Origin of the sequence: Acinetobacter sp. NRRL B-65365 (assembly GCF_001605865.1) — a bacterium.
Lineage (GTDB): Bacteria > Pseudomonadota > Gammaproteobacteria > Pseudomonadales > Moraxellaceae > Acinetobacter > Acinetobacter vivianii.
Window position 1 is genome coordinate 1 of the sequence record NZ_LRPD01000025.1, and the last position, 24,201, is coordinate 24,201.

At 41.9% G+C, this 24,201-nt stretch carries 23 protein-coding genes and 1 pseudogene; 9 read left to right on the forward strand and 15 right to left on the reverse strand.

What is annotated here, in order from left to right:
* Both AWW72_RS10570 and AWW72_RS19650 read left to right on the forward strand, forming a co-directional pair.
* Positions 1-970, forward strand: a 970-nt coding sequence (locus AWW72_RS10570) for a tetratricopeptide repeat protein (protein ID WP_171254714.1), incomplete at its 5' end; no start/stop codon positions are given.
* A 151-nt stretch (positions 971-1,121) separates the two neighbouring features.
* Positions 1,122-1,346 (forward strand): annotated as a pseudogene (locus AWW72_RS19650) (short-chain dehydrogenase); the annotation flags it as partial.
* 47 nt (positions 1,347-1,393) lie between these two features.
* On the opposite strand, the gene AWW72_RS10575 reads toward AWW72_RS19650, so the two are convergent.
* The 3 genes from AWW72_RS10575 to pyrE all read right to left on the reverse strand — a co-directional run bounded on the left by AWW72_RS10575 (position 1,394) and on the right by pyrE (position 4,285).
* Positions 1,394-2,701, reverse strand: a complete 1,308-nt coding sequence (locus tag AWW72_RS10575) for a PQQ-dependent sugar dehydrogenase (protein WP_062847299.1) — start codon at positions 2,699-2,701, stop codon at positions 1,394-1,396.
* Positions 2,702-2,703: 2 nt separating this feature from the next.
* Positions 2,704-3,135, reverse strand: coding sequence for a DUF2231 domain-containing protein (locus tag AWW72_RS10580; RefSeq protein WP_062847300.1), 432 nt, complete (start codon positions 3,133-3,135; stop codon positions 2,704-2,706).
* Positions 3,136-3,634: 499 nt separating this feature from the next.
* On the reverse strand, positions 3,635-4,285 hold the full coding sequence (gene pyrE, locus AWW72_RS10585; RefSeq protein WP_004776276.1) for an orotate phosphoribosyltransferase: 651 nt from the start codon (positions 4,283-4,285) through the stop codon (positions 3,635-3,637).
* Between the two features lie 41 nt (positions 4,286-4,326).
* On the opposite strand from pyrE, the gene AWW72_RS10590 reads away from it, so the two are divergent.
* Both AWW72_RS10590 and AWW72_RS10595 read left to right on the forward strand, forming a co-directional pair.
* Positions 4,327-5,151 carry an exodeoxyribonuclease III gene (locus AWW72_RS10590; protein WP_004776279.1) on the forward strand — a complete coding sequence of 275 codons (825 nt, stop codon included), beginning with the start codon at positions 4,327-4,329 and terminating at the stop codon, positions 5,149-5,151.
* A gap of 439 nt (positions 5,152-5,590) precedes the next feature.
* Entirely contained in the window at positions 5,591-5,941 is a 351-nt protein-coding gene (locus tag AWW72_RS10595) for an arsenate reductase (protein ID WP_004776281.1), read from the forward strand.
* Between the two features lie 68 nt (positions 5,942-6,009).
* Here the strand turns inward: AWW72_RS10595 and AWW72_RS10600 are convergent, their stop codons facing one another.
* Entirely contained in the window at positions 6,010-6,447 is a 438-nt protein-coding gene (locus AWW72_RS10600) for a DUF2147 domain-containing protein (protein WP_004657126.1), read from the reverse strand.
* Positions 6,448-6,651: 204 nt separating this feature from the next.
* Here AWW72_RS10600 and AWW72_RS10605 point away from each other — a divergent pair, with 204 nt between their 5' ends.
* A complete protein-coding gene (locus tag AWW72_RS10605) occupies positions 6,652-7,563 on the forward strand; it encodes an alpha/beta hydrolase (RefSeq protein ID WP_005260193.1) in 912 nt (303 codons plus the stop codon).
* A gap of 273 nt (positions 7,564-7,836) precedes the next feature.
* Positions 7,837-9,024 carry a GGDEF domain-containing protein gene (locus tag AWW72_RS10610; protein WP_062847301.1) on the forward strand — a complete coding sequence of 396 codons (1,188 nt, stop codon included), beginning with the start codon at positions 7,837-7,839 and terminating at the stop codon, positions 9,022-9,024.
* Between the two features lie 39 nt (positions 9,025-9,063).
* Here the strand turns inward: AWW72_RS10610 and AWW72_RS10615 are convergent, their stop codons facing one another.
* From AWW72_RS10615 to AWW72_RS10635, 5 genes are all read right to left on the reverse strand, one after another.
* Entirely contained in the window at positions 9,064-9,759 is a 696-nt protein-coding gene (locus tag AWW72_RS10615) for a glutathione S-transferase family protein (RefSeq protein ID WP_062847302.1), read from the reverse strand.
* Between the two features lie 5 nt (positions 9,760-9,764).
* The gene (gene dsbD / locus AWW72_RS10620) at positions 9,765-11,612 is read right to left on the reverse strand and encodes a protein-disulfide reductase DsbD (protein WP_062847303.1); all 1,848 of its coding nucleotides are present in this window, start codon (positions 11,610-11,612) and stop codon (positions 9,765-9,767) included.
* A gap of 78 nt (positions 11,613-11,690) precedes the next feature.
* Positions 11,691-12,458 carry a transporter gene (locus AWW72_RS10625; protein WP_171254715.1) on the reverse strand — a complete coding sequence of 256 codons (768 nt, stop codon included), beginning with the start codon at positions 12,456-12,458 and terminating at the stop codon, positions 11,691-11,693.
* A gap of 31 nt (positions 12,459-12,489) precedes the next feature.
* Positions 12,490-13,035, reverse strand: coding sequence for an ankyrin repeat domain-containing protein (locus tag AWW72_RS10630; RefSeq protein WP_004776291.1), 546 nt, complete (start codon positions 13,033-13,035; stop codon positions 12,490-12,492).
* Between the two features lie 143 nt (positions 13,036-13,178).
* A complete protein-coding gene (locus AWW72_RS10635) occupies positions 13,179-13,553 on the reverse strand; it encodes an HPF/RaiA family ribosome-associated protein (RefSeq protein ID WP_004776293.1) in 375 nt (124 codons plus the stop codon).
* Positions 13,554-13,922: 369 nt separating this feature from the next.
* Between AWW72_RS10635 and AWW72_RS10640 the strand changes: the two genes are divergently transcribed.
* From AWW72_RS10640 to AWW72_RS10650, 3 genes are all read left to right on the forward strand, one after another.
* Positions 13,923-14,648: an outer membrane protein OmpK gene (locus AWW72_RS10640; protein WP_062847305.1), complete on the forward strand. Its 726-nt coding sequence runs from the start codon at positions 13,923-13,925 to the stop codon at positions 14,646-14,648.
* Between the two features lie 137 nt (positions 14,649-14,785).
* Complete coding sequence (locus AWW72_RS10645) at positions 14,786-15,334, forward strand: GNAT family N-acetyltransferase (protein WP_062847306.1); 549 nt, start codon at positions 14,786-14,788, stop codon at positions 15,332-15,334.
* 83 nt (positions 15,335-15,417) lie between these two features.
* Positions 15,418-16,158 (forward strand): hypothetical protein, encoded by a 741-nt coding sequence (locus AWW72_RS10650; protein WP_062847307.1) that lies wholly within the window; start codon positions 15,418-15,420, stop codon positions 16,156-16,158.
* 292 nt (positions 16,159-16,450) lie between these two features.
* Here AWW72_RS10650 and urtE read toward each other — a convergent pair whose 3' ends face one another.
* The 6 genes from urtE to parE form a co-directional block, all read right to left on the reverse strand.
* On the reverse strand, positions 16,451-17,149 hold the full coding sequence (gene urtE / locus AWW72_RS10655) for an urea ABC transporter ATP-binding subunit UrtE (RefSeq protein ID WP_062847308.1): 699 nt from the start codon (positions 17,147-17,149) through the stop codon (positions 16,451-16,453).
* A 9-nt stretch (positions 17,150-17,158) separates the two neighbouring features.
* Positions 17,159-17,986, reverse strand: a complete 828-nt coding sequence (gene urtD / locus AWW72_RS10660; protein ID WP_062847309.1) for an urea ABC transporter ATP-binding protein UrtD — start codon at positions 17,984-17,986, stop codon at positions 17,159-17,161.
* Positions 17,987-19,057 carry an urea ABC transporter permease subunit UrtC gene (gene urtC / locus AWW72_RS10665; RefSeq protein WP_062847310.1) on the reverse strand — a complete coding sequence of 357 codons (1,071 nt, stop codon included), beginning with the start codon at positions 19,055-19,057 and terminating at the stop codon, positions 17,987-17,989.
* A gap of 4 nt (positions 19,058-19,061) precedes the next feature.
* The gene (urtB, locus tag AWW72_RS10670; protein WP_062847311.1) at positions 19,062-20,684 is read right to left on the reverse strand and encodes an urea ABC transporter permease subunit UrtB; all 1,623 of its coding nucleotides are present in this window, start codon (positions 20,682-20,684) and stop codon (positions 19,062-19,064) included.
* Positions 20,685-20,771: 87 nt separating this feature from the next.
* Positions 20,772-22,052 (reverse strand): urea ABC transporter substrate-binding protein, encoded by a 1,281-nt coding sequence (gene urtA, locus AWW72_RS10675; RefSeq protein WP_062847312.1) that lies wholly within the window; start codon positions 22,050-22,052, stop codon positions 20,772-20,774.
* A 265-nt stretch (positions 22,053-22,317) separates the two neighbouring features.
* Positions 22,318-24,201, reverse strand: a complete 1,884-nt coding sequence (gene parE, locus AWW72_RS10680) for a DNA topoisomerase IV subunit B (RefSeq protein WP_047429965.1) — start codon at positions 24,199-24,201, stop codon at positions 22,318-22,320.

Sequence of the window (24,201 nt, forward strand, 5' to 3'; positions counted from 1 at the left end):
CTACTATGCAGTTAGAACCACTCAATTGAGCAATTTTGAAAATATTATTGTCAGCTACTATTCAATGATGAATAACAAGACTTATATTTATATATTGCTTGCTATTTTATACCTTTACCCTGTCATTTGTTTTTTCAAGAAGGTATTTGGCAGTACAAAATATTTCTATATTTTTATTTTTTGTCTATCACCACTTGGCTTATCAATCATAGCATTTGATTACTTTAGATGGTTAACATTAGCTTTCTTTAACCTAAGTATTTTAAGCTTTTATTTAATCATTTCTGAAAAAACTAACAACCTTGAAATTGGACACTACCTTATTGAAAGAAAAAATAAAATTCTAGCATACGGTCTAGTTTCCTTATTGATAGGTGCTCTAGGTGTAGTTAATTTTTTTCCTGGATTAAATAACACTGGGGGGTTCTCAACATCTCAGGTACCAACAAAAATTTTAAATAAGGTTAACTTCCCAACAGATACAAATAGCCAGTTATTTGAAGTAAATAGAAATATTAAAGGGTGGGAAATAGAAACAGATCTTAGTCAATATAAAAATATTGATTTAGCTTTACATTGGTACGAAATGGAAGTAAAAAAAGGGAATGCGTTAGCTAAAAACAATTTAGCAATGATTTATATTAGAGGCGGGGAAAAGGATATAAGTTATGAAAAAAGCTTTTCTTTATTCAGAGAGGCTAGCAAATCTAGTCCTGAAGCATTAAACAATTTAGGGGTTTTGTATGCAAATGGTCTTGGTGTAGATAAAAATTACAATAAAGCCTTGTCTTCTTATATACAAGCCGCAAAAAATGGTTCTGTCACAGCAATGTATAATATCGGTATTAGCTATTCAAAAGGTCTAAATGGATTAGACAAGGATAAAGTTAAAGCTAAATATTGGCTTGAAAAAGCTAAAGTCCATAATTTCTCACCAGCATTGCATGAGTTGAAGCATGGGAAATGGTAAATTATAAAAGCTCTAGAGTATATTATTTACTGAATAACTAGAACAATTTTGCTAAAGCCAATGATTCTAAAAACTGAATCATTGGCTTAATTATATAAAAAAGCTAAAACTATTCTGATCGTCTCGGTATAGAATATCGAAAATAACTATAAAAATTTTACGTGAACACTTAATTGGCGTCAGCGTACTGAACTTAGGCTACCTTGCCAGTGAATACGAGATCGACAAATCGACTCAAGCCATTTTAGAAGAAACTAAATATTCTCTGATTCCATTATCAGATGTGATTCAGGCGATTCATTTTATTATTTCAACCAACAAAGCAGCTTGCATCAAAGAAATACTCATGCCTGCCATGCTGGATAAAAATATCTAAATTCTTAGAACAACTTGAGTCTCGGAATAGAAACTACAACTGTTTCATCAAGGCGAATAAACGCGCCATATCGTATTTCCGACATCATCCGCAATCAACAGAGCACCAGTTTTATCTTCTGTGAGGCCGACTGGTGCACCGTATAAAGATTTTTCATCTTTGGAATAGAAACCATTGACTACAGTGACAGGCATGCCATTTGGTTTTCCATCTTTAAATGGAATAAAGATGACGTTATAGCCATTGAGAGGGTCTCTATTCCAACTGCCATGATTACTCACAAATGCGCCATTTTTAAACCGCTCAGATAGCTGAGTGGTATTTGAAGCAAACCATAAGCCTAAAGGTGCAACATGAGAGCTTAATGCATAATCAGGTTTAATCGCTTTGGCAACCAGATCTGGTCGTTGAGGCTGAACACGCTCATCGACATGCTGACCGAAATAGCTATACGGCCAGCCATAAAACCCTTTTTCCTGCACCGAGGTTAAATAATCAGGCACCAAGCTAGCGCCAATTTCATCACGCTCATTGACAATGGTCCATAACTTTCCAGTTTCTGGTTCCCATTGCAATCCGGTTGGATTTCGAATCCCGCTGGCAAAAATACGACTCGCCCCGGTGGCAACATCAACCTCTAAAACAGTTGCACGGCGATATTCGATCGCCAATCCATTTTCGGTAATATTACTGTTTGAGCCCACACCCACATATAATTTTTGCCCATCTTGACTCGCCAATAAAGCTTTCGTCCAATGATGATTCACCGTATCTGGCAAATCAGACAATTCAACACCTTGGTCGGTAATCTTGGTCGCATTCTCCTCGTAGTTGTATTTCATAATATTATTGGTATTTGCCACATATAGGTGATTACCAATTAATTGCACACCAAAAGGAGAATGTAAGTTTTCCAAGAATTTATATTTCTTCCAATGTCCATCTGCTTCCAGTCTAAGTAAAGTGATGCGATTCCCGCCTTTACCGCCTTTTCCTGATGATTTTTTAACAATACCAGCAATCGCCTGTTTCGGTGAGGTCAGTGGCGCCTCTCCTGGACTATTAGATTCAACAACGAGAATATCCCCATTTGGCAAGGTATATAGTTGACGCGGGTGCTCAAGCTGATCTGCGATCTTTTCAATTTTTAAACCCGCAGCAACCGTAGGTGTTTGCTGAGCTTTCCAACCTACTCCATTCGGTACTTTCATCGGGGGAACAAGGAAATTCTGGGCTTCAGGTAATTGTGGGTCTGGGCCATATTGTGTTTGAGGATCAAGCGGTTTCCCACCAGAACAGCCGAATAATCCAACGCTAACTAAAGCTGAAAAGAAAAATGTATTTGATATTTTCATATTTATTCTCCAATCAGCTTATTTTGTATATGAGTGGATTGATATAGATAATGCAGAGCAATAAGAAGGATCGTCAGCGTTGATAGAATAATATTTGCTGGAACGATGGCAAAAGCATCACGGCTATGTATAAAGGCATTAAAGGTCGCTGCAATAATCGCAAAACCATAAAGCCAGAACCCCACAACATCTGGCCTCCTTTGCTCTATCACTGGCCGAAACCAGACATAAAATAGATTGATAAAACGTGGAATAATACAAAATAGCAATCCAAACGTAATACACCATGCGGCTGCCTTTGCCCATAAGACCTCAGCAGTTTTATTATAAAAAATATCAAAAACCCAACCCGCAACAAAGAAACCAAAAGGCAATGGATTCAATAACATATAAATGGAATATAGAACGCCAGATCTTGGATTGTTTTTTTTCATTCAAACTTCTTCCTTTTAGATTATTTATAGGTGTTCAATAATGATTTAAGTGAAATGCGCTTATAATTTACTGAAACACCAGTCTGTATAATTTTCATCCACTATATGTATTCTATGAAATAGCTGTCAAAATTCATCAAATATTGATTCCCAAAAAACTTTTGGGAAATAAATAAAACTGCTTCCATCTCTATGGCGAAAACAGACATTTTTGAGTTTTTTACTTAACAATAGGTTTCAAAATAAAAATAGATTCTGGTTTTTTTATGCTTTCGTAATTTTGTTTTTATTTAGCGTTACAGCTGAAGGTGATTTGTTCTTATACGATTACCGAGTAATAAATTGTAAACTCTCTCATTATGTTAAATAAAAGAGACTATTTTGTAAGATTAAATAGTCACCTTCTTTCAAAACTTTCAATTTTTCTGATTGACCATGCATATGTGAAATATTTCATAATAAAAAAGGAAGCCTCAGCTTCCTTTTTTACATCTAAAACTTAGATGCCATATTTTTCGCGATAAGCCTGCATATTGGCTAGAGCTTCTTTCTCGCCTTTGGCATCCAGATAATCCATCAAATCTTTCATGGTAATTAATGCATGCACTGGGATTTCGAGTTCTTTTTGCACTTCCTGAATCGCAGAAAGTTCACCTTGACCACGTTCTTGGCGATCTAGAGCCACCAAGACACCTGCAATTTCAGCACCTGCATTTTTCAAGATAGTCACCACTTCACGAATCGCAGTTCCTGCCGTGATCACATCATCAATGATCCAGACTTTCTGACCTGCAACTGATGCACCAACCAACACACCGCCTTCACCATGATCTTTGGCTTCTTTACGGTTAAAGCCCCACGGTACACTTTTGCCATGCACTTGAGACAAAGCCACTGCTGTAGCAGCCACAAAAGGAATTCCTTTGTATGCTGGACCAAAAATCACACCAACATTGTCACACTGTACCAGTTTATCGGCATAGCCTTGTGCCAGCAAAGACAGTGCTTCACCATCGTTGAGTAAACCCGCGTTAAAGAAATAAGGACTGACACGGCCTGATTTTAAGGTAAACTCACCAAATTTAAGCACACCACGTGATAATGCGAGTTCGATAAAAGCTTGCGGATGAAATGACACAGGCGTTGTCATATAAGGTGCTCCAAATTCTTTAATTGAGGTTAAACAGACGTATGATACCAAAGGATAGCTATCCAAGTGATGTAAAAATTCTTCGAGTCGTTTCAATTAACGTAAATGGCCTGCGTGCTTCTGTCACCAAAGGCTTACTCGAATGGTTAGAACAGTCAGGTGCAGATGTGGTGTGTATGCAAGAAAGTCGCATTACACATGAGCAATGGACGGATAAATTTAAACCTGAAGGATGGTACACCCACTTATTCCCAGCTGAGCGTGCAGGTTATGCGGGCACAGCAATTTATAGCCGCCTGCCTTTCGTCTCCGTCACCAACGGCTTAGGCTTTGAACTGGCAGATACTCAAGGCCGTTTTATTTCGGCTGAATTTGATTTAGGCCTGTCACAAACCGTTCATATTGCCTCGTTATACTTGCCATCAGGATCAAGCGGTGATGAAGCACAAGCACGCAAAGATGTGTTCTTACAAGAGTACGCCCAAATACTAAAACAATGGCGTGACGAGAATAAATCAATCATCGTATGTGGGGATTATAATATCGTGCACAAACGCATCGATATTAAAAACTGGTCAGGTAACCAGAAGTCATCTGGCGTATTGCCACATGAACGTGCTTGGCTCGATCATATGTATGATGAGTTGGGCTATGTAGACACCTTCCGTGAGGTGCGACCAGAAGCAGAGTTGTACTCATGGTGGTCAAATCGTGGTCAGGCGCGTGCGAAAAATGTCGGGTGGCGTATCGACTATCATTCATGCTCTCCAGACTGGAAAGCGCGTACTGCGAATGCATGGGTCTATAAAGAACAATGGTTTAGCGATCATGCACCCGTCATTATTGACTACAAAATACACGAATAAGTGAACACTTGTTCACTTTACCCGCTTCTTTAGCTTACAGAACTTGTCGCTTTTGTGTATTTTTATTTACCAGCTAGAACGGCATTATAGCTTCACGGCACAGGGAAGCGGTCAGGATGACCAAAAAGGGATAGGACGCCGTAGGAAGATAAAATAAACTTGATTCAAGTTTATTTGCATGGATGAGACATTGGACGTTGAAATGAGACCCGCATAATCAGGAAGATTAAATGCGGGTTTTCTCTTTTCTAGATATTAGATATTTTCTCTTCATCTTGTCGTTAGCACTTTTGCTCAAAAAGTATGATCGTTTTGATCATTTCATTACCTCTTAAAACCCTCTACCGATTAACTTAATAAAAAATTTCAACTGGCACATCACCTGCTTTTTACGTTAGGCTTTGATCCATATTTTTCATTCTTTCTATGGTTTTTTCACATGTTTAAAATTTATGGTATTAAAAATTGTAATTCGATGAAAAAAGCCTTTGATGCATTACAGGCAAAAGGAATTGATTACGAGTTCCATGATTACAAGAAACAAGGTATTGATGCTGCAACGCTAGCAATCTGGCTAAAAGAGATTGGTGCAGATAAAGTCCTGAATAAAAAAGGCACAACATGGCGTAAATTGACTGCTGATGAGCAAGCGCATGCAACCAGCAATGAGCAAAACCTGATTGAAACACTGATTGCTCAACCAAGTCTGATTAAACGTCCTGTATTGCAAACGCCAAAAGGCTTTGTGATTGGCTTCGATGAAGCAACTTATCAAGATCTATCTGCTTAAATCTAAATAAATAGCAGATACAAAAAAACCGAGTCATCAGGCCCGGTTTTTTTATGTTTATCTTGTGCTTAGTTGGTACGAATCCAGGTTTGGTTACGACCTAAAGCTGCAACGCCAATATAACCGCGTAATTTCAGCTTTTTACCACCTTCGATAATTTCAGCTTTTAATTTGTAGGTTTTGCCATTTTTAGGATCGATAATTGAACCACCATCATAATTCACACCACCTACATTTTTAAGGCCATGTACAATGGTCACGCCTTTAAGTGGTTTGTTGTGATAAGTTCCTTCACATTTAGAGCATGCATTTTCCTGACCTGCTACTAAATATTTTTGAATAGACGCGGTGAGGGTTCCATCCTTTTGCTCAGTGAACTTCACAATCGCCTTCGGCTGTTTTGTTTCATCATCGATGGTTTGCCAAACACTGCCATTCAGCGCATCCGCTGCATTGGCAAAAGTTGTTAAACCGAGCAATCCAAATGCTAGAGCAATTTTCTTCATTTTTGTAATATCCTTAAGGGGTCTTTCAAACTGAAAGTATTGAGAAGTTCAATCAATATTGCAATTCTTGATTATGACTATTTGGTATAACCTGCGTAAGAGTGACATAGCGCACAATTTTTCAGTTTTTATCATGATGTCTAGGCGCTACTTATATTCAAGAATTTTCTTATCGGTATACTCATCTAACAATATGGAAAAATTATGAAATTTGCTACTGTTTGGAAATATTATTTTACTGAATCTTTACTTAAAGCGACGATTCGGACACCGAGCCAATTTAATTTGGCGCCCAATGCTTTACGGCCGTTACTGGATCAACTCTGTCGCATATTTCCACAAAATCCAACAGTACAAATTCGACCATTACGCTTAGCGGGTATCCGTGGTGAGGAAATTAAAGCTCAAGCTTCGGCAACACAATTAATTTTACATATTCACGGCGGTGCTTTTTTCTTGGGTAGTCTCAATACCCATCGTGCATTGATGACCGATATTGCGGCACGTACGCAAATGCAGGTGATTCATGTTGATTACCCACTCGCACCCGAACATCCTTTTCCTGAAGCCATTGATGCGATTTTTGATGTCTATCAAGCATTGCTGGTTCAAGGTATTAAGCCCAAAGATATCATTATCTCAGGTGACTCTTGTGGCGCGAACCTTGCCTTGGCATTGTGCTTACGCCTGAAACAACAACCTGAACTAATGCCAAGCGGCCTGATTTTGATGTCTCCTTATCTGGATTTAACCTTAACCAGTGAATCGTTACGTTTCAACCAAAAACATGATGCATTACTCTCCATTGAAGCTTTGCAGGCTGGTATCAACCATTATTTAACAGATGGTATTCAGACAGATGATCCCCGCGTTTCACCGCTATTTGATGATCTGACAGGCTTACCGCCTACTTTGGTACAAGTCGGTTCTAAAGAGATTTTGCTGGATGATTCAAAGCGCTTTAGAGAAAAAGCTGAAAAAGCCGATGTAGAGGTGAACTTTAAACTCTATACAGGCATGTGGCATAACTTCCAGATGTTTAATGCCTGGTTCCCTGAGGCTAAACAAGCCTTGGCAGATATTGCTGAATTCGCACATGCCTTAGATCGCGACTAAGCATCATCAAAATATGTGTAAAAAATGGTCAGCTTAGGCTGGCCATTGTCACTCTTCATTCAGTTTGGTCATCATCAAATAAAAATCATTGAATATTCTGATAACAGCTTATTTTTCAAAATATTTTTCCCGTCCTGATTTGCACTAAATCCTCCAGATGCAGACTTTTTCTCATTCTAAAGATGCTATTGTTATTTGAATAATCGTTCCTCCGTATTTTGATGACGGATATACAGTTCCTAGGAATCTCATTGCATAAAAGGATGCATGCCAATGGTGAAGATTCATTTTAATAGGTCAACTGACGCGAAAAGATGGGGCTTTCGGCTTTCTTGGGAACATCATATTGTCGTCAATTGGACCATGCTTAAAAAAAGCATTTTATTACTGATACTTGCTGCATTAATGAATCTGTTCTGGATCAGTTGGGACATTTTCGTACTCATGAATCCTGTTTATTCAGAATGGGTACATCTCAAGCTGGTCCGTTCACAATTATGGACCAGCCTGATTATGCTGGTGGTTTTGATCCTGTTGGTTATTCCCTGCCATCTGTTCAGGGAACAACACTGGGCACAGGAAGTCCTCCCGATCCTCAGTGTGCAGGTCTTTACCGCGATGCTGTGCCATAACAGCTATCTGGTCGGCAGCTTTAGTCCTGCCACCATGGTGGGCTATGTCAGTGTCGTGGGTGTCGGTCTGGTGCTTTTCGACCGCCGTATGGTGTATTGCGCTCTCATTCCTGCCACGCTGGCCTTGTTCTTTTGTAATTACCTGAGCATGGTCGGGATACTCACCTACGCGCCATTATTTAACATGCAACATCTGAATCAGGTCGCCATGCATCCATTTTGGGTAGGCAGCATGATGTTTTTTCTGGTGCCCATTTTGCTGGCCTGTTTATTTCTATTTGAAATCTTACTGACCCAATGGCGTACCCGTGAAATGACCATCCAGATTTTAAGTCGTCTCGATCCTCTGACCAATGTCCTGAACCGGCGCAGTATCGGGAGTTATTTAGAAAGATTGCATCAGCAGCCTGATCAGCAATATTCAATTGTGCTGCTCGACTTAGATCATTTTAAAAATATTAATGATCACTTCGGACATAGCATGGGAGATCAGGTACTGATTCAAGTCGCCCAATGTCTGGCAACCCATCTCAGAGAGCAGGATATTATTGGGCGCTTTGGTGGGGAGGAGTTTATTTTATTGCTGCCCAATACCAATACAGCTCAAGCACAAAAGGTTGCCGAGCGCTGCCGGCAAGCCGTATCACAATTGCGTTTTATCACCGAACATAAGCAAGAATTCAGTATTAGTGCCAGCTTCGGAATTAGCAGCTCACTCAGTGCCGATGAGCCACATCTGATTATCAGTCAGGCGGATCAGGCCCTGTATGCTGTAAAAGCAGCGGGACGCAATCAGGTAAAAATCTTTACCGATCTGATCACCCACTAGCAAAGTGAAGGCAGTGATTTGCCTTCACTTGAGCCCCAATCAGGCTTTTAAAAATTCTTCCCGATGTTGGCGATAAGGCTCATCAAAAAGCACAAACGTCTGTTCTTGCTTGGCTTCAGCAATCCATTGTTGTACTGAAGGCAAAGCCAATATTTTCTGCATATAGTTTTGGCTAGAAGCCGAGATGGGTAATTTATAACAGTCGAAACGCATCACCACAGGTGCGTAAAATGCATCAGCAATACTGAATTCGCCACACAAAAAACTGTTATCGTCTGGACGTTCTGACCAGATCTGATCAATTCGGGCAACATCAGCACGTAATTGGGTATGCTCTGCCCATAACTGCTTGCCAATATGTGTTAGCTCAGCTTCGACATTCATAGGACAAAGATTGCGTAATCCCTGAAAGCTACTGTGCATCTCGGCACTGATACAACGCGCTCTGGCACGCAGGGTTTTATCTTGCGGCCATAAGGCATGTTCAGGATGTTGTTCTGCCAGATATTCACAAATAGCCAGCGTATCCCAAACCACCAGATCACCATCCACAAGTGCAGGCACTTTCCCGGTTGGATTAAGCTTTAGAATTTCTGTTTTAAACTGGCTATCTGCTTCAAAGCTATCAAACTGAATCAGCTGTTCCTGAAATAGAATACCAGCCTGTTTCAATAAGATCCATGGACGCATTGACCAGGTCGAATAATTTTTATTGCCAATCAAGAGCTGATACATATTTATTATTTTCCTTTAAATAAGGCGAGTTGTTGTAATAGCTCGGCTTTCTGGAACGCACCAGTTAAACGTAGCGAGCGAATTTCTTGTTGTTGCTGATCGAGGAATAAATAGGTCGGTGGCCCCAAGATATCCCACTGCGCTAAAAGTGCCTGATGCGATGCATCATAGTGGCTTAAATCCAGTTTAATCAGATAATAACCCGATAACGCCTGCTGGACTTCGGCATCTTTTAAAATACGATGCTCAATCGGCTGGCAAGCGACACACCAATCTGCATAGACGTCAATCACGATACCGCGATCTTTGGGTGCATTGGCGAGAATATGCTGAAACTCATCCGCAGTTTGTGCCACATGCCATTCAGCAAGTTTATCTGCCTGAACCGAGCTGAGACTTTGAATATGCTGGTATTGATTAAAGGCCAAGGCCGGAATGACCAAAATCAGCAATATCGCATACAGCCATCGCAGCTTGGATTTCTGCCCAAACAGACGATAAACCGCATAGATAATAAATGCCAGACCCAGAATTAAACTCAGGATTTGAATCGCTAATTCTGGCAATAAAGGACGAATAAAATAAAGACTTAAGGCCAGCATTAAGAAGGCAAAAATCACCTTGATCTGATTCATCCAGTCGCCAGCTTTCGGTAAGGCTTTCGCGCCCAATACACTTGCCAAAAGCAAAGGTATACCCATACCAAAGCCAAGCGTAAAGAGTAATAATGCACCTTGCCATTGACTCTGTGTTTGCGAAATAAATAGCAAAACCCCAGCAAGTGGTGCAGTCATGCATGGCCCCACCAATAACGCTGAAATCATGCCCATTACACTGGCACCCACCAGCGTGCCGCCTTTTTGATTGGATTGCATCTGATCCAGTCGATTGACCCAACGCTGTGGCAATTTCAGTTCGAACAGGCCAAACAGATTGAGAGCAAACACCACAAACAATAAGCTAAATGCAATCAATGTGGCGGGTTGCTGTAACCAGCGCTGAAAATTCAAACCTGCTGCGGAAGCAATCAAACCCAGTACCGCATAGACCAGCGCCATACTGACCACAAAGGTCAGTGCAATTGACCATGCTTTAACACCTTTATTGTCACGTACGATCAACGAGGTCAGGATCGGTAACATCGGTAATGAACACGGCGTAAAAGCCAATAAAATCCCTAAACCTAAGAATAACAGGATGCTATAAGCCAGTGAATGCTGCTCAAGTGCACTCGACCATTTCTGGTCTTGGGCCATTACACCTGAATTGTCTTGTGAGGGTGATTCTACGCCTGCTTCAGCCTGTACTTCATCACTTGTGGGTTGTTGAGCATTGAATGTGCTAGATGAACGCGCCACGTCCAGAAAGCTTTTTTGGGTATTAGAACTGACATTTTGAGCACTCACCAAACCATCGGCGTCAGTCTGAAATTCAATATTTTGGGGTGGATAGCAAATTCGGTCTTTGGCACAACCCTGCCACGTCACACGATAGTGTTGTGATGCTTGAGTAGGAATACTGAATTCAGCTTGTTGATAATAAACCTGGCTATGGCCATAGTTTTCATCATATTGCTCAACTGCTTTAGGCAAATTTAACGTAACAGGCTGATTGCCCTGCTGGACTTCAAATTTATGCTGATATAAATAGTAATTGGGCTGAATCGACCAATGCAAACGTGCCTGATTCGCTTGCGTCGATTCAACCGTAAATGCAAATGCCTGTTCAGGACTGAGTAAAGGTGCCGATGAATTCTCTTGGGCATAGGTCAGTGACCCACATAACAACAATAACGTCCCAAGAAAATAACGCATCAATGCAAAACTTTCTCCATCTCGAACAGACATTTTCATTCTCATCTCACTATTTTCTCCCGAATCTCTCTCCCACTTATGCAGAAGTGAATTTAAGAGAATTCAGGAGCATTATTATTAGAATAAAACCGATACGCCGAAGCCACCGTTATAGCTTTTCTGATTGCCATTGAGATCCACCCCAATGCTAGCGTCCAGCTGTGTGCGGTTATTCAAGGCATAGACCAGACCCGTGCCGAGACCATATTCATAATCCTGACTTTCTGCTTTACGGTAAATAAATTCAGAGAAACCAGATAATTTACCCGCGATCTTATAATCAATGGTTGGTACAGCTGTAACTGCCCAATCGCTGTTTTGCGCTTCATAACGCATGGTAATAGAAGTACCAATCAGGTCGCTGAACTCATAAGCAACAGCTGAGGTTAAGCTATAGATATCATCATGGTTGGTGAACTCATCGTTACCTGTCGCAATGATTGCTTCTGCTAACAAAGCCATTGATAAGCGGTCATCTTTTAAATCAATCGCTTTTTTCAAACCAATGCTGACATCACCTAAACCATTGCTTTCTTTTTTCATGCCAGCACGCTTGTATTGCTGCCAGACTGGGCCTTGCCAACCCAATTGCAATTCAAGGCCATCTGCCAGACCTGTACGCAATAACATATCGCCATTTAAGGTCAGGGTTTTATCTTTTACTCCATCGACATTACCTTCTTGGTAGCTGATGCTCGGTAAGCTTTGTTCCCATGCCAATTTTCCAACAGGTGTAATACCTGTGCCCATGCCCGCTCCAGGACGGTCAAAAGAAAAATCAGCCGCAAAAGCGCTGCTTGCCATCATCGATACGGCAATCACGCTTAAAGTTTGAAAAGTTTTCATCATGTTCCTCTTTCTCTTGTATCGGCTGGGCTTATGCGCCTAGCTCTTTTGACATCTTTGCACCATGCTGACGTAACAATTCCAGTGTCGCACGTTCTTCTGGCAATGATTCTGACCAGTCAATTTCATCAAATTCACAATCAAAGAATAATTGGCTAATTGAAGATAAAACGGTTAAACCTTCTTCATCACGAGTATTTGGATCTACTTTTTCTTCGAGTAAACGTTGTACCACAGGTACACAAGCCGAACTTGCTGCATCCCAAAGCGGGCCATAAAATTCTTCAGCATCCCATAAGTGCAAATTGGCTTTGGCCTGAATCAGGGCATCTAAAATATCCAGATAAACTTGAAGCGATTGTTGCTTTTCTTCTTCGCTTAATGGCTGGCCTGCTTCATACGCTTCACAAATTGCTTCCCACCATGTGAATAAACCATCACAAATCACTGACACAGGCGGCCCTTGTTCAGGATCAATAAAATTCGGGTCGAGTCCTTCAGCAAGTAAAGATTGCACTTGGTCTAAATCGAGTTGTTGTATGGCTTGCACCAAGGCCTGCTGTTGCTTATTTAACATGACCAATTCTCACAATATTTTTTAATGAATGTATTATGCCGAATATCCTGACAGGATTTTATAAAACCATCTAAAAAATCATGTAGAAATTTGATACAGGCATAAAAAAAGCCCCAAATGAGGCTTTTTTTATGCGTTTATCTTTACGCTTCGTCATCTACTTTGACGTCTTCATCTGCATCGACATATTCTGGCAAACCACCACGGTGATGATCTTTTTTCTCATATAGATGCTCCAGACTGCGTTTTAATTTATCAATCGCACCATGAATCGAGTTATCAATATTTGTCGCTTTATGTGTCACTGCAACAGGTTTCATTCCTGCTGGACGAGCCTCAATCATACAACGTTTGTCGTGATCGCCCGTTTTATCCCCATTTTCATCACTAATATGAACCGAAAAGTGCGTAATACGCTCGCTATAACGTTGGAATTCCTGTGTAAGTTCTGCACGAACATAACTAATTAAACGTTCACTACCTTGAATGTTTTTATCTGTACGGATTTCAATATTCATAAATATCTTCCTCTCTTTTCTGTGAGACGGTGCTACAAAACTTTCTTATTCAGCACACTTTGAGCATGCGATCATTCAGTGCAGTTGTATATTTTGATTATGTAAATGCTTGTGGTCTCCTCGCTTAGCATCTGTTGATTTTCAGTATGTAAGAAGATCTTCTATAGTTCCAATATCTGTCTTTCGTTAGAAATATGCAAGCTGATTTTTGACATTTTTATTAAAACTTAAACAAAAACTACTTTAACTTTACACGACTTTATTTTTGGCCCGACCTCTACAATTATTTTGTACCTTTGGTCAAATTTGGCTTTATTTTTGCTTAATACCTTGTATGCTTTACACGCCTTTTTGGGGGGAGATTTTTAAATGCAATTGAAGCAACTTGCAGCAACATGTTTATTGGTATCTACAGCAGCTTTCGCTCAGGCAAAGCCAATCTGGCAGGACTTTAGCCTGACTGGTTTGTATGGGGAAAACTACGAAGTTGTTGATGAAAAACAAACAACTTTAACAGTTGAATATGCGGCAAAAGTGAAATATGCCGATGTGTTTTTCTTTATGGATCGTATGCGTGGCAACGAAGATCATAAAGTTACCTATTTCGAACTCTCTCCACGTTTAAGCTTGGGTGAGATTTCTGGTCAAAAACTTGCTTTTGGTCCAATTAAAGATGTGTTGATCTCAACAACATGGGAAAGCAACAATGATGACTTTTCTAGTTTTGACAACTTCTTATACGGCGTAGGTTTTGATCTCGCAGTTCCATATTTCCAATATGCAAATGTGAACTTCTACCGTGCCAACAACGAAAATACCTCTGATGACTATCAAATGACGATTGCCTATGCATTGCCATTTAAAGTATCAAATGAAGATTTCCTTGTAGATGGTTTCCTTGACTGGTCGACAGGTGAAAAAGATCACGCAAGTGAACTGAACTGGACGACACAGTACAAATGGAATGTCGGTAAACACATTTCACCAGATACACGCCTTTATTTAGGTGTTGAGCATTCAGTTTGGAATAACAAGTTCGGTATGAAAAACCGTGACGAAAACAACGTCAGCGCTTTGATCAAATATCACTTCTAAGCTTTTTAAAGATGTGAAAAAAACAGCAAGGAATTCCTTGCTGTTTTTGTGTGTATCACCGAATATAAATTTGAGATGAATGATCACTGTATTCAATATTCATCTCTAGTTTTTGCCTGATTTGATGACCTGTGCCCATGCCCGTAAATCTTCCACTTGCACCTTATACGCTCTCCCCCCATTTCCAGATTCGCTTTGCGACAGTCGATGATCTAGGCGCGATTCTTGCGATTTACAATGCTGAAATTCTCAATGGAACAGCCAACTGGAATGATGAGGCCGTTTCTTTGACGGAATATCAGCAACGCTTTCAGAGCATGCAACAGCAACACTTTCCAATGATCGTGGTGGAAGACCTGAATACCCATCAAGTTGCTGGTTATGCCTATTACGCAGCGTTTCGTACTATCAGTGGTTACCGTCAAAGTATCGAGCATTCTGTTTTTATTGATCCAAACTATGCACGCCAAGGTCTTGGCAAAGCCCTTATGCAACAACTCATTCATCTCGCCAAACAGCAAAACATGCATATTATGGTCGCTGCCATTGATAGTGAAAACAAAGGCTCTATCGTATTGCATGAACAACTGGGCTTCATTCAAACAGGCTATATGCCACACGTGGGACAAAAGTTTGGGCAATGGCGTGATCTTGTCTGGATGCAACTGCAACTCACAGAAGCCTAATAAAACATCACTTTTGTAATACGTTTCTAACGGCAATTTTTGATTTAAAATGAAAGATATACTTTATTTCAAAAATAGCCACAATGATTAAAACATCCCAACTCGGTCTATGCCTCACAATCGTACTTGCTTCAAGTGCCAGCTTTGCAGAACTTTCCTTCGAGCAAGAATTGCAACAGGGCTGCGCCAAAGTGAAACAATATGCGCAAGCTGGTAAAAATTTTTACGATCAAAAACAATATCTCAAAGCAGCCAAGCAATTCGAAGACCAAGCCGCATGGGCACATTTCTGTCAGGCCAATGCCGAAGAAAGCGGGATTCAGGTCAGTGATCGTGACCTTGAAATCGCCAATAATAATGTGGGGTTAAGTTATGCCAAACTCGGTAAGCCACAATGGGCCAGAGTCTGGTTTTTACGTGATAAAGACTCTAAAACCAGCCAATACAACTTAAAACAACTCCCGAAGCCCAAAGTAACTTCTGATTTACAAGGGACTTATGTTCGCGCCAATGGCTTTGGGCAATGGGACTACATCAATGTCAGCAAAAAACAGAATAAATATGCGATTGCTTTTGATGGCTATTACTTTGGGCTGCGCGGTCTGATCTATGGCCCCAATATGGGACAATTTGAAACCAGCATGCCAATCAAGTCAAAACAGGCTAACTATCGCAATGAAGACTGTGTGATTAAGCTTCAATTTGCCAATGATGCAAAACTTGGTCAAAAAATTGAAGTTGAACAAAAAAATGGTGAGTCCTCATGCGGCTTTGGACACAATGTCTATGCAGGCGGAACGTTCTATAAAGTGGAAAACAAATGAGTGATCTTTACACCAAAACTCAACAAAAAATTTAAGAAAAAGTATGAGACTCGGAAACGTCATTCACAACCTGCATGATCTTTGAAAGATATTGTTTCTGCGAAACAATAGAAAAAATCCAAGAATTGAACAGGTTTTGTGAATGACAATGCCTTTGGTTACTTTGGGCAAAACCAAAGTAACTCCAGCCGAAGGCTTATTTAGAAATTAGAAAACTACTTGGTATGACTCCGTAAAGATAATCATTTTTTTAATATCTACTTTTCTAAATAGTGATATGTAGAGATTAATACTAAATCGCCACCAACTCCCGAATCCCCTTCTCTGGCATCTCCTCACCCCGCCCTTGCGCAATCACCTGCCCACGCGCCATCACCGTATAAGCATCTGCCAACTCTTCGGCAAAGTCATAAAACTGCTCCACCAAAATAATCGCCATCTCGCCCTGATCAGCCAGTTTACGAATCACCCGACCAATATCTTTAATAATCGATGGCTGAATCCCTTCAGTCGGCTCATCTAGAATCAATACGCGTGGTTCAGAAGCCAACGCTCGGGCTATGGCAAGCTGCTGTTGCTGGCCACCGGATAAATCACCACCACGGCGATGTTTCATTTCATCCAGTACAGGGAAAATCTCATATAAATGGCTTGGCACCTTACGCGTCTTAGCCCCTGAGAATTTAGCCATGCCAATTAAAATATTTTCTTCTACCGTTAAAGTCGAAAAGATATCACGACCTTGCGGCACATAGGCCAAACCGGCACGTACCCGTTGTTCAGGGGACATTTTGGCAATATCTTTGCCATCGAGCAGGATTTTCCCTGATTTAATCGGTAGAATGCCCATCAAGCACTTCAGCAAGGTGGTTTTTCCCACTCCATTACGGCCCAATACCACACTACATTCACCGACAGGCGCATTAAAAGACACATCACGCAGAATATGACTGCCACCATAAAACTGATTAATTTGTTTCACTTCCAGCATGTGTCTCTCCTAACGCCCTAAATATTTTTCAATCACATCTTCATTGGCCTGAACTTCCGCCAATGTGCCTTCTGCCAAGATCGCACCTTGGGCCAATACCGTGACTTTTTCACTGATGGTGTCAATAAAACTCATGTCATGTTCGACCACCACAAGAGTGTGATTTTTTTTCAGTTCAAGGCAGAGTTCAGCAGTTCGCTCGGTTTCAGCATCGGTCATGCCAGCAACAGGCTCATCCAGCAAAATCAGTTTCGGTCGTTGCATCAATAGCATGCCGATTTCCAGCCACTGCTTTTGTCCATGCGACAGCAAACCTGCTGGCTTCTGTACAAATTCTTTTAAACGAATTTGTTCCAATGTTTCATCCAAAGCCAACTGCGCTTCTGGATCTAAACGAGAAAATAAGCTTTTTTTCACTCGTTTATCGCTTGGTGCAGCCAGTAGCAGATTTTCCATCACGCTAAAATTTTCAAATACTGTTGGTTTTTGAAATTTGCGACCGATGCCTGCTTCGGCAATTTGCTCGGTACTCATTTTGGCTAAATCATAGTTTTGTCCAAAAAATGCCGTTCCAGTAGTTGGACGGGTTTTACCTGTAATCACATCCATCAAGGTGGTTTTTCCTGCGCCATTCGGCCCGATAATACAACGTAGCTCACCCTCAGCAATATAGAGAGACAGATCATTCAAAGCCCGAAATGAATCAAACCAAACGCTGACTTTTTCCAGATATAAGGCAATGCCATGACTAAAGTCAGCCCCTTGTGGTTTGGCACGTCCATACCCTTCACCGAGTTGACCACCATGTTGAGCAGCGTCAATTAATACATCACTCATTTAGTCACGCTCCTTTTTAAAACGGTCAAATATGCCAATCACACCTTTCGGCAGGAATAAAGTCACCACAATGAAAAGTGCTCCCAAGATCAATAACCATGCTTCTGGTGCAGCCACAGTGAAATAAGTTTTCACGGCATTAATTAGACCTGCTCCAAGAATTGGCCCGATCAAAGTGCCACGTCCACCCGCAGCGACCCACACTGCCATTTCAATCGAATTGACGGGATTCATTTCACTCGGATTAATGATGCCTGCCTGCGGCACATACAGCGCGCCAGCAATACCCGCAATCACCGCAGACAAGACCCATGCCGACAGCTTGTACCACAGCGTGCGATAACCCAGATATTGCAAGCGATTTTCACTGTCGCGAATGGCTCCCAATACTCGACCATAAGGACGATTCATCAGTTGTCGTAAGCCAATAAAACACAGCATCAACACCAGTGCAGTGACAAAACACAGCGTGGCACGCATTGATGCAGAGGTAATGTCAAAACCGAAAATGGTCTTGAAACCAGTAAAGCCATTATTGCCCCCAAAGCCTGTTTCATTGCGGAAGAACAATAACGCTGCGGCAAAAGTCATGGCTTGGGTAATGATGGAAAAATACACACCTTTGATTTTGGAGCGAAAGGCAAAAAATCCAAAAATAAATGCGATCAAACCTGGGATTAGCACCACCAAGGCCAAAGCCCAAGCAAAATGCTCCGTCCCGACCCAATACCACGGCAATTCAGTCCAGCTCAGGAAGCGCATAAAATCAGGCAGCCCATCACCTGCAGATTGACGCATCAAATACATCCCAAAGGCATAACCACCCAAGGCAAAATACAAACCATGACCTAAACTCAGAATCCCTGCATAGCCCCACACCAGATCCAGCGCCAAGGCGACCAAAGCCAAACACATGATCTTGCCTATTAAAGTAATCCAATAAGCAGACAGGTAAAATGCAGAGTCTGGAGACAGCAAATGTAACCACGGCAACAACAGCAACACTGCAAAACAACAGGCAATTGCGACAGTGCTATACGGTTTATCTGCGAACACAGAAGTGATTTTCATTGGCTTACTCCACAAAACGGCCTTTGATGGCAAACAAACCTTGTGGACGCTTTTGGATAAACAAAATCACAAGAACCAAGAGAATAATTTTTGCTAAAACCGCACCTAAACCAATTTCCAGCACCGTTCCACTGATACCTAGTCCGAGTGCTGCAAGTACGGCACCCCACACTTGACCGACACCACCGACCACAACAACAAGGAAGGCATCAATAATGTAGTTTTGACCGAGATCAGGCCCGACATTACCGACTTGTGCCAAGGCACAGCCTGCTAGCCCTGCCAAGCCAGAACCGAGGCCAAACGCCATCATGTCAATCCGTGCAGATCGAATGCCAACAGCACGTGCCATTTGACGATTCTGTGTGACCGCACGAACGAATAGACCAAAGCGAGTTTTATTCAGTAAGAACACCAGCAGTAATAACACCGCAACGGTAAACGCAATGATGGCAATACGGTTATATGGCAGCATCAGGCTTGGCGTAACCGCAATCCCGCCACTCAACCAGCTCACATTTGAGACTTCGACATTCTGTGCACCAAAAACCATACGTACCAATTGCATCAGAATCAGACTCACCCCAAAAGTGGCAAGTAAGGTTTCCAATTGACGGCCATACAACGGACGAATAACGGTGCGCTCAATCAACATACCAATCAAGGCACTGACCAGAAAAGCCGCAGGAATCGCAGCGATGAGATACCAATCCACCAGTCCAGCAAAATGGGTTTTAAAAAAGCTCTGGATCACGTAAGTGGTATAAGCGCCAATCATGATGAGCTCGCCATGCGCCATGTTAATCACACCGAGCAGGCCATAGGTGATTGCGAGTCCCAGTGCAGCAAGCAATAAAATACTGGCGGTACTTAAACCTGAAAATACATGCCCCGACCATTCACTGATTTGTAAACGGGTTTTAATTTTATTTTGTGCATCCAGCAAAGCTGCCTTTAAAGTTGGATTCTGTTGCGGTTGTTCTAAAGTCTGGGTGATAAGCGCGAATACATCTGGACGATTTGAATCTGCCAATATTTTCACGGCTTCAAGCTTTGTAAACTCATCAGAACTATTAAAATCCAGACGTGCCTTAAGTTGCGCTAAACGGGCTTTGACCTGATCATTTTTTTCATTGACATAGAGTTGTTTCACGGTCGCCAGATCTAGCTCAGCCAGATTATTTTCTAAAATATCAACCGCGGCTAATCGCTGTGATGCATCATTGGAGCTGAGTTTAGCTTTGGCTTGCCCAAAATTCAGTGCCTTACGTAAAGTATTGACCAAAGTCACTTGGGATAAATCCGCAGGCCATTGCTCCAGTGCTTGCTGTGCAGGGTAGCTGAATAATTTGTCATCATTTTTCAGCAAATAGGTATTGCCCGCACTATCGGTATACAGCTCATTGTCATCGATATACGCCACCAATTGATCCAATTGTTCAATACTGGCAGGCCATTGATTGAGCATGGCACGACGTGTGGCAAAATCAGCTTTTACGAAAGTTTGAATGGCATCTTGAGAAGCTGTAGACGTCACGGTTGCTGTGGATGTGGCCTCTGCCCATGCTGGAGTAAATATCAGCTGCGCCATGATGCAGAGCAGTGCCAAAACATAATGCTTCGCCATAGAACTCCCCTTATTTTTACGGTTTAAATAGATCAAACAAAAACAGAATGAAAAAACCTGCTGCCAAGACAACAGGCCTTAAGATAATTATTTAGGGATATACGGACTCCAAGGCTCCGCCTTGATGGTTTGCGGTGTTTTGTAGACCACATCAAATTGGCCATCACCACGAATTTGCCCAATCATCACAGGCTTATGCAAATGGTGATTGCTTTCATCCATTTTGAGCGTGTAGCCAGATGGTGCAGCAAAGGTTTGACCTGCCATCGCATCACGGACTTTGTCGACCTCAGTCGTACCTGCTTTTTCAACCGCCTGCTTCCACATATTGATGCCCACATAAGTCGCTTCCATTGGATCATTGGTCACCACTTTGTCAGCATTTGGCAGTTTGTATTCGACCGCATATTGTTTGAATTTATTCACAAACTCAGTGTTTTTAGGATTCTTCACCGACATGAAATAGTTCCACGCGGCTAAATGCCCCACCAATGGTTTGGTGTCGATGCCACGCAACTCTTCCTCTCCTACCGAAAAGGCCATGACTGGAATATCGGAGGCCTTGATGCCTTGATTGCCCAGTTCACGATAGAACGGCACGTTAGAATCACCATTGATGGTCGAGATCACCGCAGTTTTTTTACCAGCAGAGAATTTTTTAATATTGGATACAATGGTTTGATAATTGCTGTGACCAAATGGCGTATATTCTTCCATGATGTCAGCATCAGCGACGCCTTTGGACTTCAAGAAGGCACGCAGAATTTTATTGGTGGTGCGTGGATACACATAATCGGTGCCAAGCAATACAAAGCGCTCAGCTTTACCACCTTCATCTCCCATTAAATATTCAACCGCAGGGATCGCTTGTTGGTTGGGTGCAGCACCGGTATAGAAGATATTTTTCGATTGTTCTTGGCCTTCATATTGCACTGGATAGAACAACAAACCATTCAGTTCTTCGACCACAGGGAGCACAGATTTACGCGAAACTGATGTCCAGCAACCAAAAATAACCGCGACTTTATCTTGGGTAATCAGCTGACGCGCTTTTTCTGCAAACAGTGGCCAATCTGAGGCTGGATCGACAATCACAGGTTCTAATTTTTTACCCAATACCCCGCCATTGGCATTAATTTCATTAATGGTCATCAGTGCGGTATCTTTCAGCGAAGTTTCAGAAATCGCCATCGTGCCTGAAAGCGAATGCAGAATGCCGACTTTAATGGTGTCGCCACTTGTTGCTGGCGCTGTTTTAGCTTCCGTTTTTGTTTGTTCTGTTTTTTCGGCTGGTTTTGAACATCCAACCAGACCAATCCCCATCATGGCTGCCATCAGTACAGACATCGACATTAATTTATTCTGCATCTTTATTCTCCACACCTTGAATATTGTGATTTCTACTAGGTGGGGTTATTCAATTTTTATGCCAACACGGCAAGCATATGTTTTTATTCTGTTTTAATAAATTTCACTGATGATTTTTTTGATCTTGTATACAACATTGCATACAAAAAACACCTCCTGACCTAAAATGATGCAAATTTGTTCAACCCAAATCCCCATACTTTAAACAAAGAAAAAGCCAAGCATTGGCTTGGCTTGGCTTTAATCTATAGATTTTTTCGGGAACTTAGACGCTAATATCGGCTAAATTACCTTTTTGCTCTAACCAGTGTTTACGGTCAGCTGAACGCTTTTTCGCAAGTAATTTATCCAGCAATCCAGCCGTTAAATGCGCATCATCCAGATCCAGTTGCACCAAACGACGGGTATTTGGGTCCATGGTCGTTTCACGTAACTGACTGGCATTCATCTCACCCAAACCTTTGAATCGGGTAATTTGTGGGTTTTTATTGCCCTTCACTTTCTTCAAAATCGATTCAAGTTCGTCATCGTCCAAGGCGTAATACACATCTTTTCCAATATCAATACGATACAGCGGTGGCATCGCGACAAATAGATGACCTTCCTCAACCAGTGTCGGGAAATGTTTTACGAACAATGCGCACAATAAAGTCGCAATATGCAGACCATCCGAGTCCGCATCGGCAAGGATACAGATTTTGCCATAGCGCAATTCAGACAAATCATCACTGCCCGGATCAACACCAATCGCAATGGCAATGTCATGTACTTCTTGCGAAGCCAAGACTTCATCTGAAGACACTTCCCACGTATTCAGGATTTTTCCACGAATCGGCATAATCGCTTGGAAATTCTTGTCACGTGCCTGCTTGGCGCTGCCGCCCGCAGAGTCCCCTTCCACAATAAACAGTTCACTGTCTTCACGGGTTAAACCAACACAATCGGCTAATTTTCCTGGTAAGGCTGGGCCTGCGACAATCTTCTTACGTTCTACTTTTTTCGCCGCTTTGAGACGACGCCCCGCTTTGGCAATCGCCATTTCAGCCAGTTGCGTCGCAATCTCGGCATGCTGGTTTAACCATAAAGCAAATGCATCTTTGGCAATGTTCAGCACAATATTTGATGCTTCACGGCTGGATAGACGTTCTTTGGTTTGTCCTGAGAATTGTGGTTCCTGAAATTTCAACGATAAAATGAAATTCACGCCATCCCAGACATCTTCCGCAGACAATTTCATATTACGTGGCAATAAATTGCGTAATTCACAGAATTCACGCAGTGCTTCAGTTACACCTGAACGCAAGCCATTCACATGCGTTCCGCCTTGTGCGGTTGGAATCAGGTTGACATAACTTTCCTGAATCTGTTCGCCACCTTCCACGTTCCAGCAAATCGCAAATTCACACGCTGCACGATCCGCTTGCCCACTACTCACAAAAGCAGGATCAGGTAAAATTTCGCGATCTTGCAGTTCATCCATTAAATAGTCGACCAGACCATTTTCAAACTGCCATTCAATTTTTTCTTTATTGATTTTATCGTCATAAATAATTTTCAAACCTGCTGCTAACACAGCTTTGGCTTTTAAATTATGTTTGAGAGCTTTCAGCGCAAATTTAGGACTATCAAAATATTTCGTTTCAGGCCAGAAACGAACGGTTGTCCCTGTCGCACGCTTTGCCACCTTGCCTTCCAAGACGGCTAATGGTGCAACTGGCTCGCCTTGTTCAAAGGCCATTTGATAGAGATTGCCTTGACGTTGGACAGCAACTTCAACACGGGTCGATAAGGCATTGACCACCGAAATCCCGACCCCATGCAAACCACCTGAGAACTGATAGTTGTCGGTACTGAATTTACCACCAGCATGTAACTTGGTCAGAATAATTTCGATACCGCTTTGCCCATATTCAGGGTGAATATCGACCGGCATCCCGCGTCCATTATCTTCAACTGACAACGAACCATCTTCATATACGGTCACACAAATCTGGTTGGCATGGCCTGCAAGTGCTTCATCGACTGCATTATCAATCACCTCTTGCGCCAAATGGTTTGGACGCGAGGTATCGGTATACATGCCTGGTCGACGACGCACTGGATCTAAACCAGAAAGAACTTCAAGGGATTGGGCCGTGTATTGTGTCAC

Bases quoted from the DNA above. Each gene is read 5' to 3' on its own strand.
- AWW72_RS10575 (WP_062847299.1), bottom strand. From the start codon at position 2,701: ATGAAAATATCAAATACATTTTTCTTTTCAGCTTTAGTTAGCGTTGGA.
- AWW72_RS10580 (WP_062847300.1), bottom strand. From the start codon at position 3,135: ATGAAAAAAAACAATCCAAGATCTGGCGTTCTATATTCCATTTATATG.
- pyrE (WP_004776276.1), bottom strand. From the start codon at position 4,285: ATGACAACGCCTGTGTCATTTCATCCGCAAGCTTTTATCGAACTCGCA.
- AWW72_RS10590 (WP_004776279.1), top strand. From the start codon at position 4,327: ATGATACCAAAGGATAGCTATCCAAGTGATGTAAAAATTCTTCGAGTC.
- AWW72_RS10595 (WP_004776281.1), top strand. From the start codon at position 5,591: ATGTTTAAAATTTATGGTATTAAAAATTGTAATTCGATGAAAAAAGCC.
- AWW72_RS10600 (WP_004657126.1), bottom strand. From the start codon at position 6,447: ATGAAGAAAATTGCTCTAGCATTTGGATTGCTCGGTTTAACAACTTTT.
- AWW72_RS10605 (WP_005260193.1), top strand. From the start codon at position 6,652: ATGAAATTTGCTACTGTTTGGAAATATTATTTTACTGAATCTTTACTT.
- AWW72_RS10610 (WP_062847301.1), top strand. From the start codon at position 7,837: ATGGTGAAGATTCATTTTAATAGGTCAACTGACGCGAAAAGATGGGGC.
- AWW72_RS10615 (WP_062847302.1), bottom strand. From the start codon at position 9,759: ATGTATCAGCTCTTGATTGGCAATAAAAATTATTCGACCTGGTCAATG.
- dsbD (WP_062847303.1), bottom strand. From the start codon at position 11,612: ATGAAAATGTCTGTTCGAGATGGAGAAAGTTTTGCATTGATGCGTTAT.
- AWW72_RS10625 (WP_171254715.1), bottom strand. From the start codon at position 12,458: ATGAAAACTTTTCAAACTTTAAGCGTGATTGCCGTATCGATGATGGCA.
- AWW72_RS10630 (WP_004776291.1), bottom strand. From the start codon at position 13,035: ATGTTAAATAAGCAACAGCAGGCCTTGGTGCAAGCCATACAACAACTC.
- AWW72_RS10635 (WP_004776293.1), bottom strand. From the start codon at position 13,553: ATGAATATTGAAATCCGTACAGATAAAAACATTCAAGGTAGTGAACGT.
- AWW72_RS10640 (WP_062847305.1), top strand. From the start codon at position 13,923: ATGCAATTGAAGCAACTTGCAGCAACATGTTTATTGGTATCTACAGCA.
- AWW72_RS10645 (WP_062847306.1), top strand. From the start codon at position 14,786: ATGCCCGTAAATCTTCCACTTGCACCTTATACGCTCTCCCCCCATTTC.
- AWW72_RS10650 (WP_062847307.1), top strand. From the start codon at position 15,418: ATGATTAAAACATCCCAACTCGGTCTATGCCTCACAATCGTACTTGCT.
- urtE (WP_062847308.1), bottom strand. From the start codon at position 17,149: ATGCTGGAAGTGAAACAAATTAATCAGTTTTATGGTGGCAGTCATATT.
- urtD (WP_062847309.1), bottom strand. From the start codon at position 17,986: ATGAGTGATGTATTAATTGACGCTGCTCAACATGGTGGTCAACTCGGT.
- urtC (WP_062847310.1), bottom strand. From the start codon at position 19,057: ATGAAAATCACTTCTGTGTTCGCAGATAAACCGTATAGCACTGTCGCA.
- urtB (WP_062847311.1), bottom strand. From the start codon at position 20,684: ATGGCGAAGCATTATGTTTTGGCACTGCTCTGCATCATGGCGCAGCTG.
- urtA (WP_062847312.1), bottom strand. From the start codon at position 22,052: ATGCAGAATAAATTAATGTCGATGTCTGTACTGATGGCAGCCATGATG.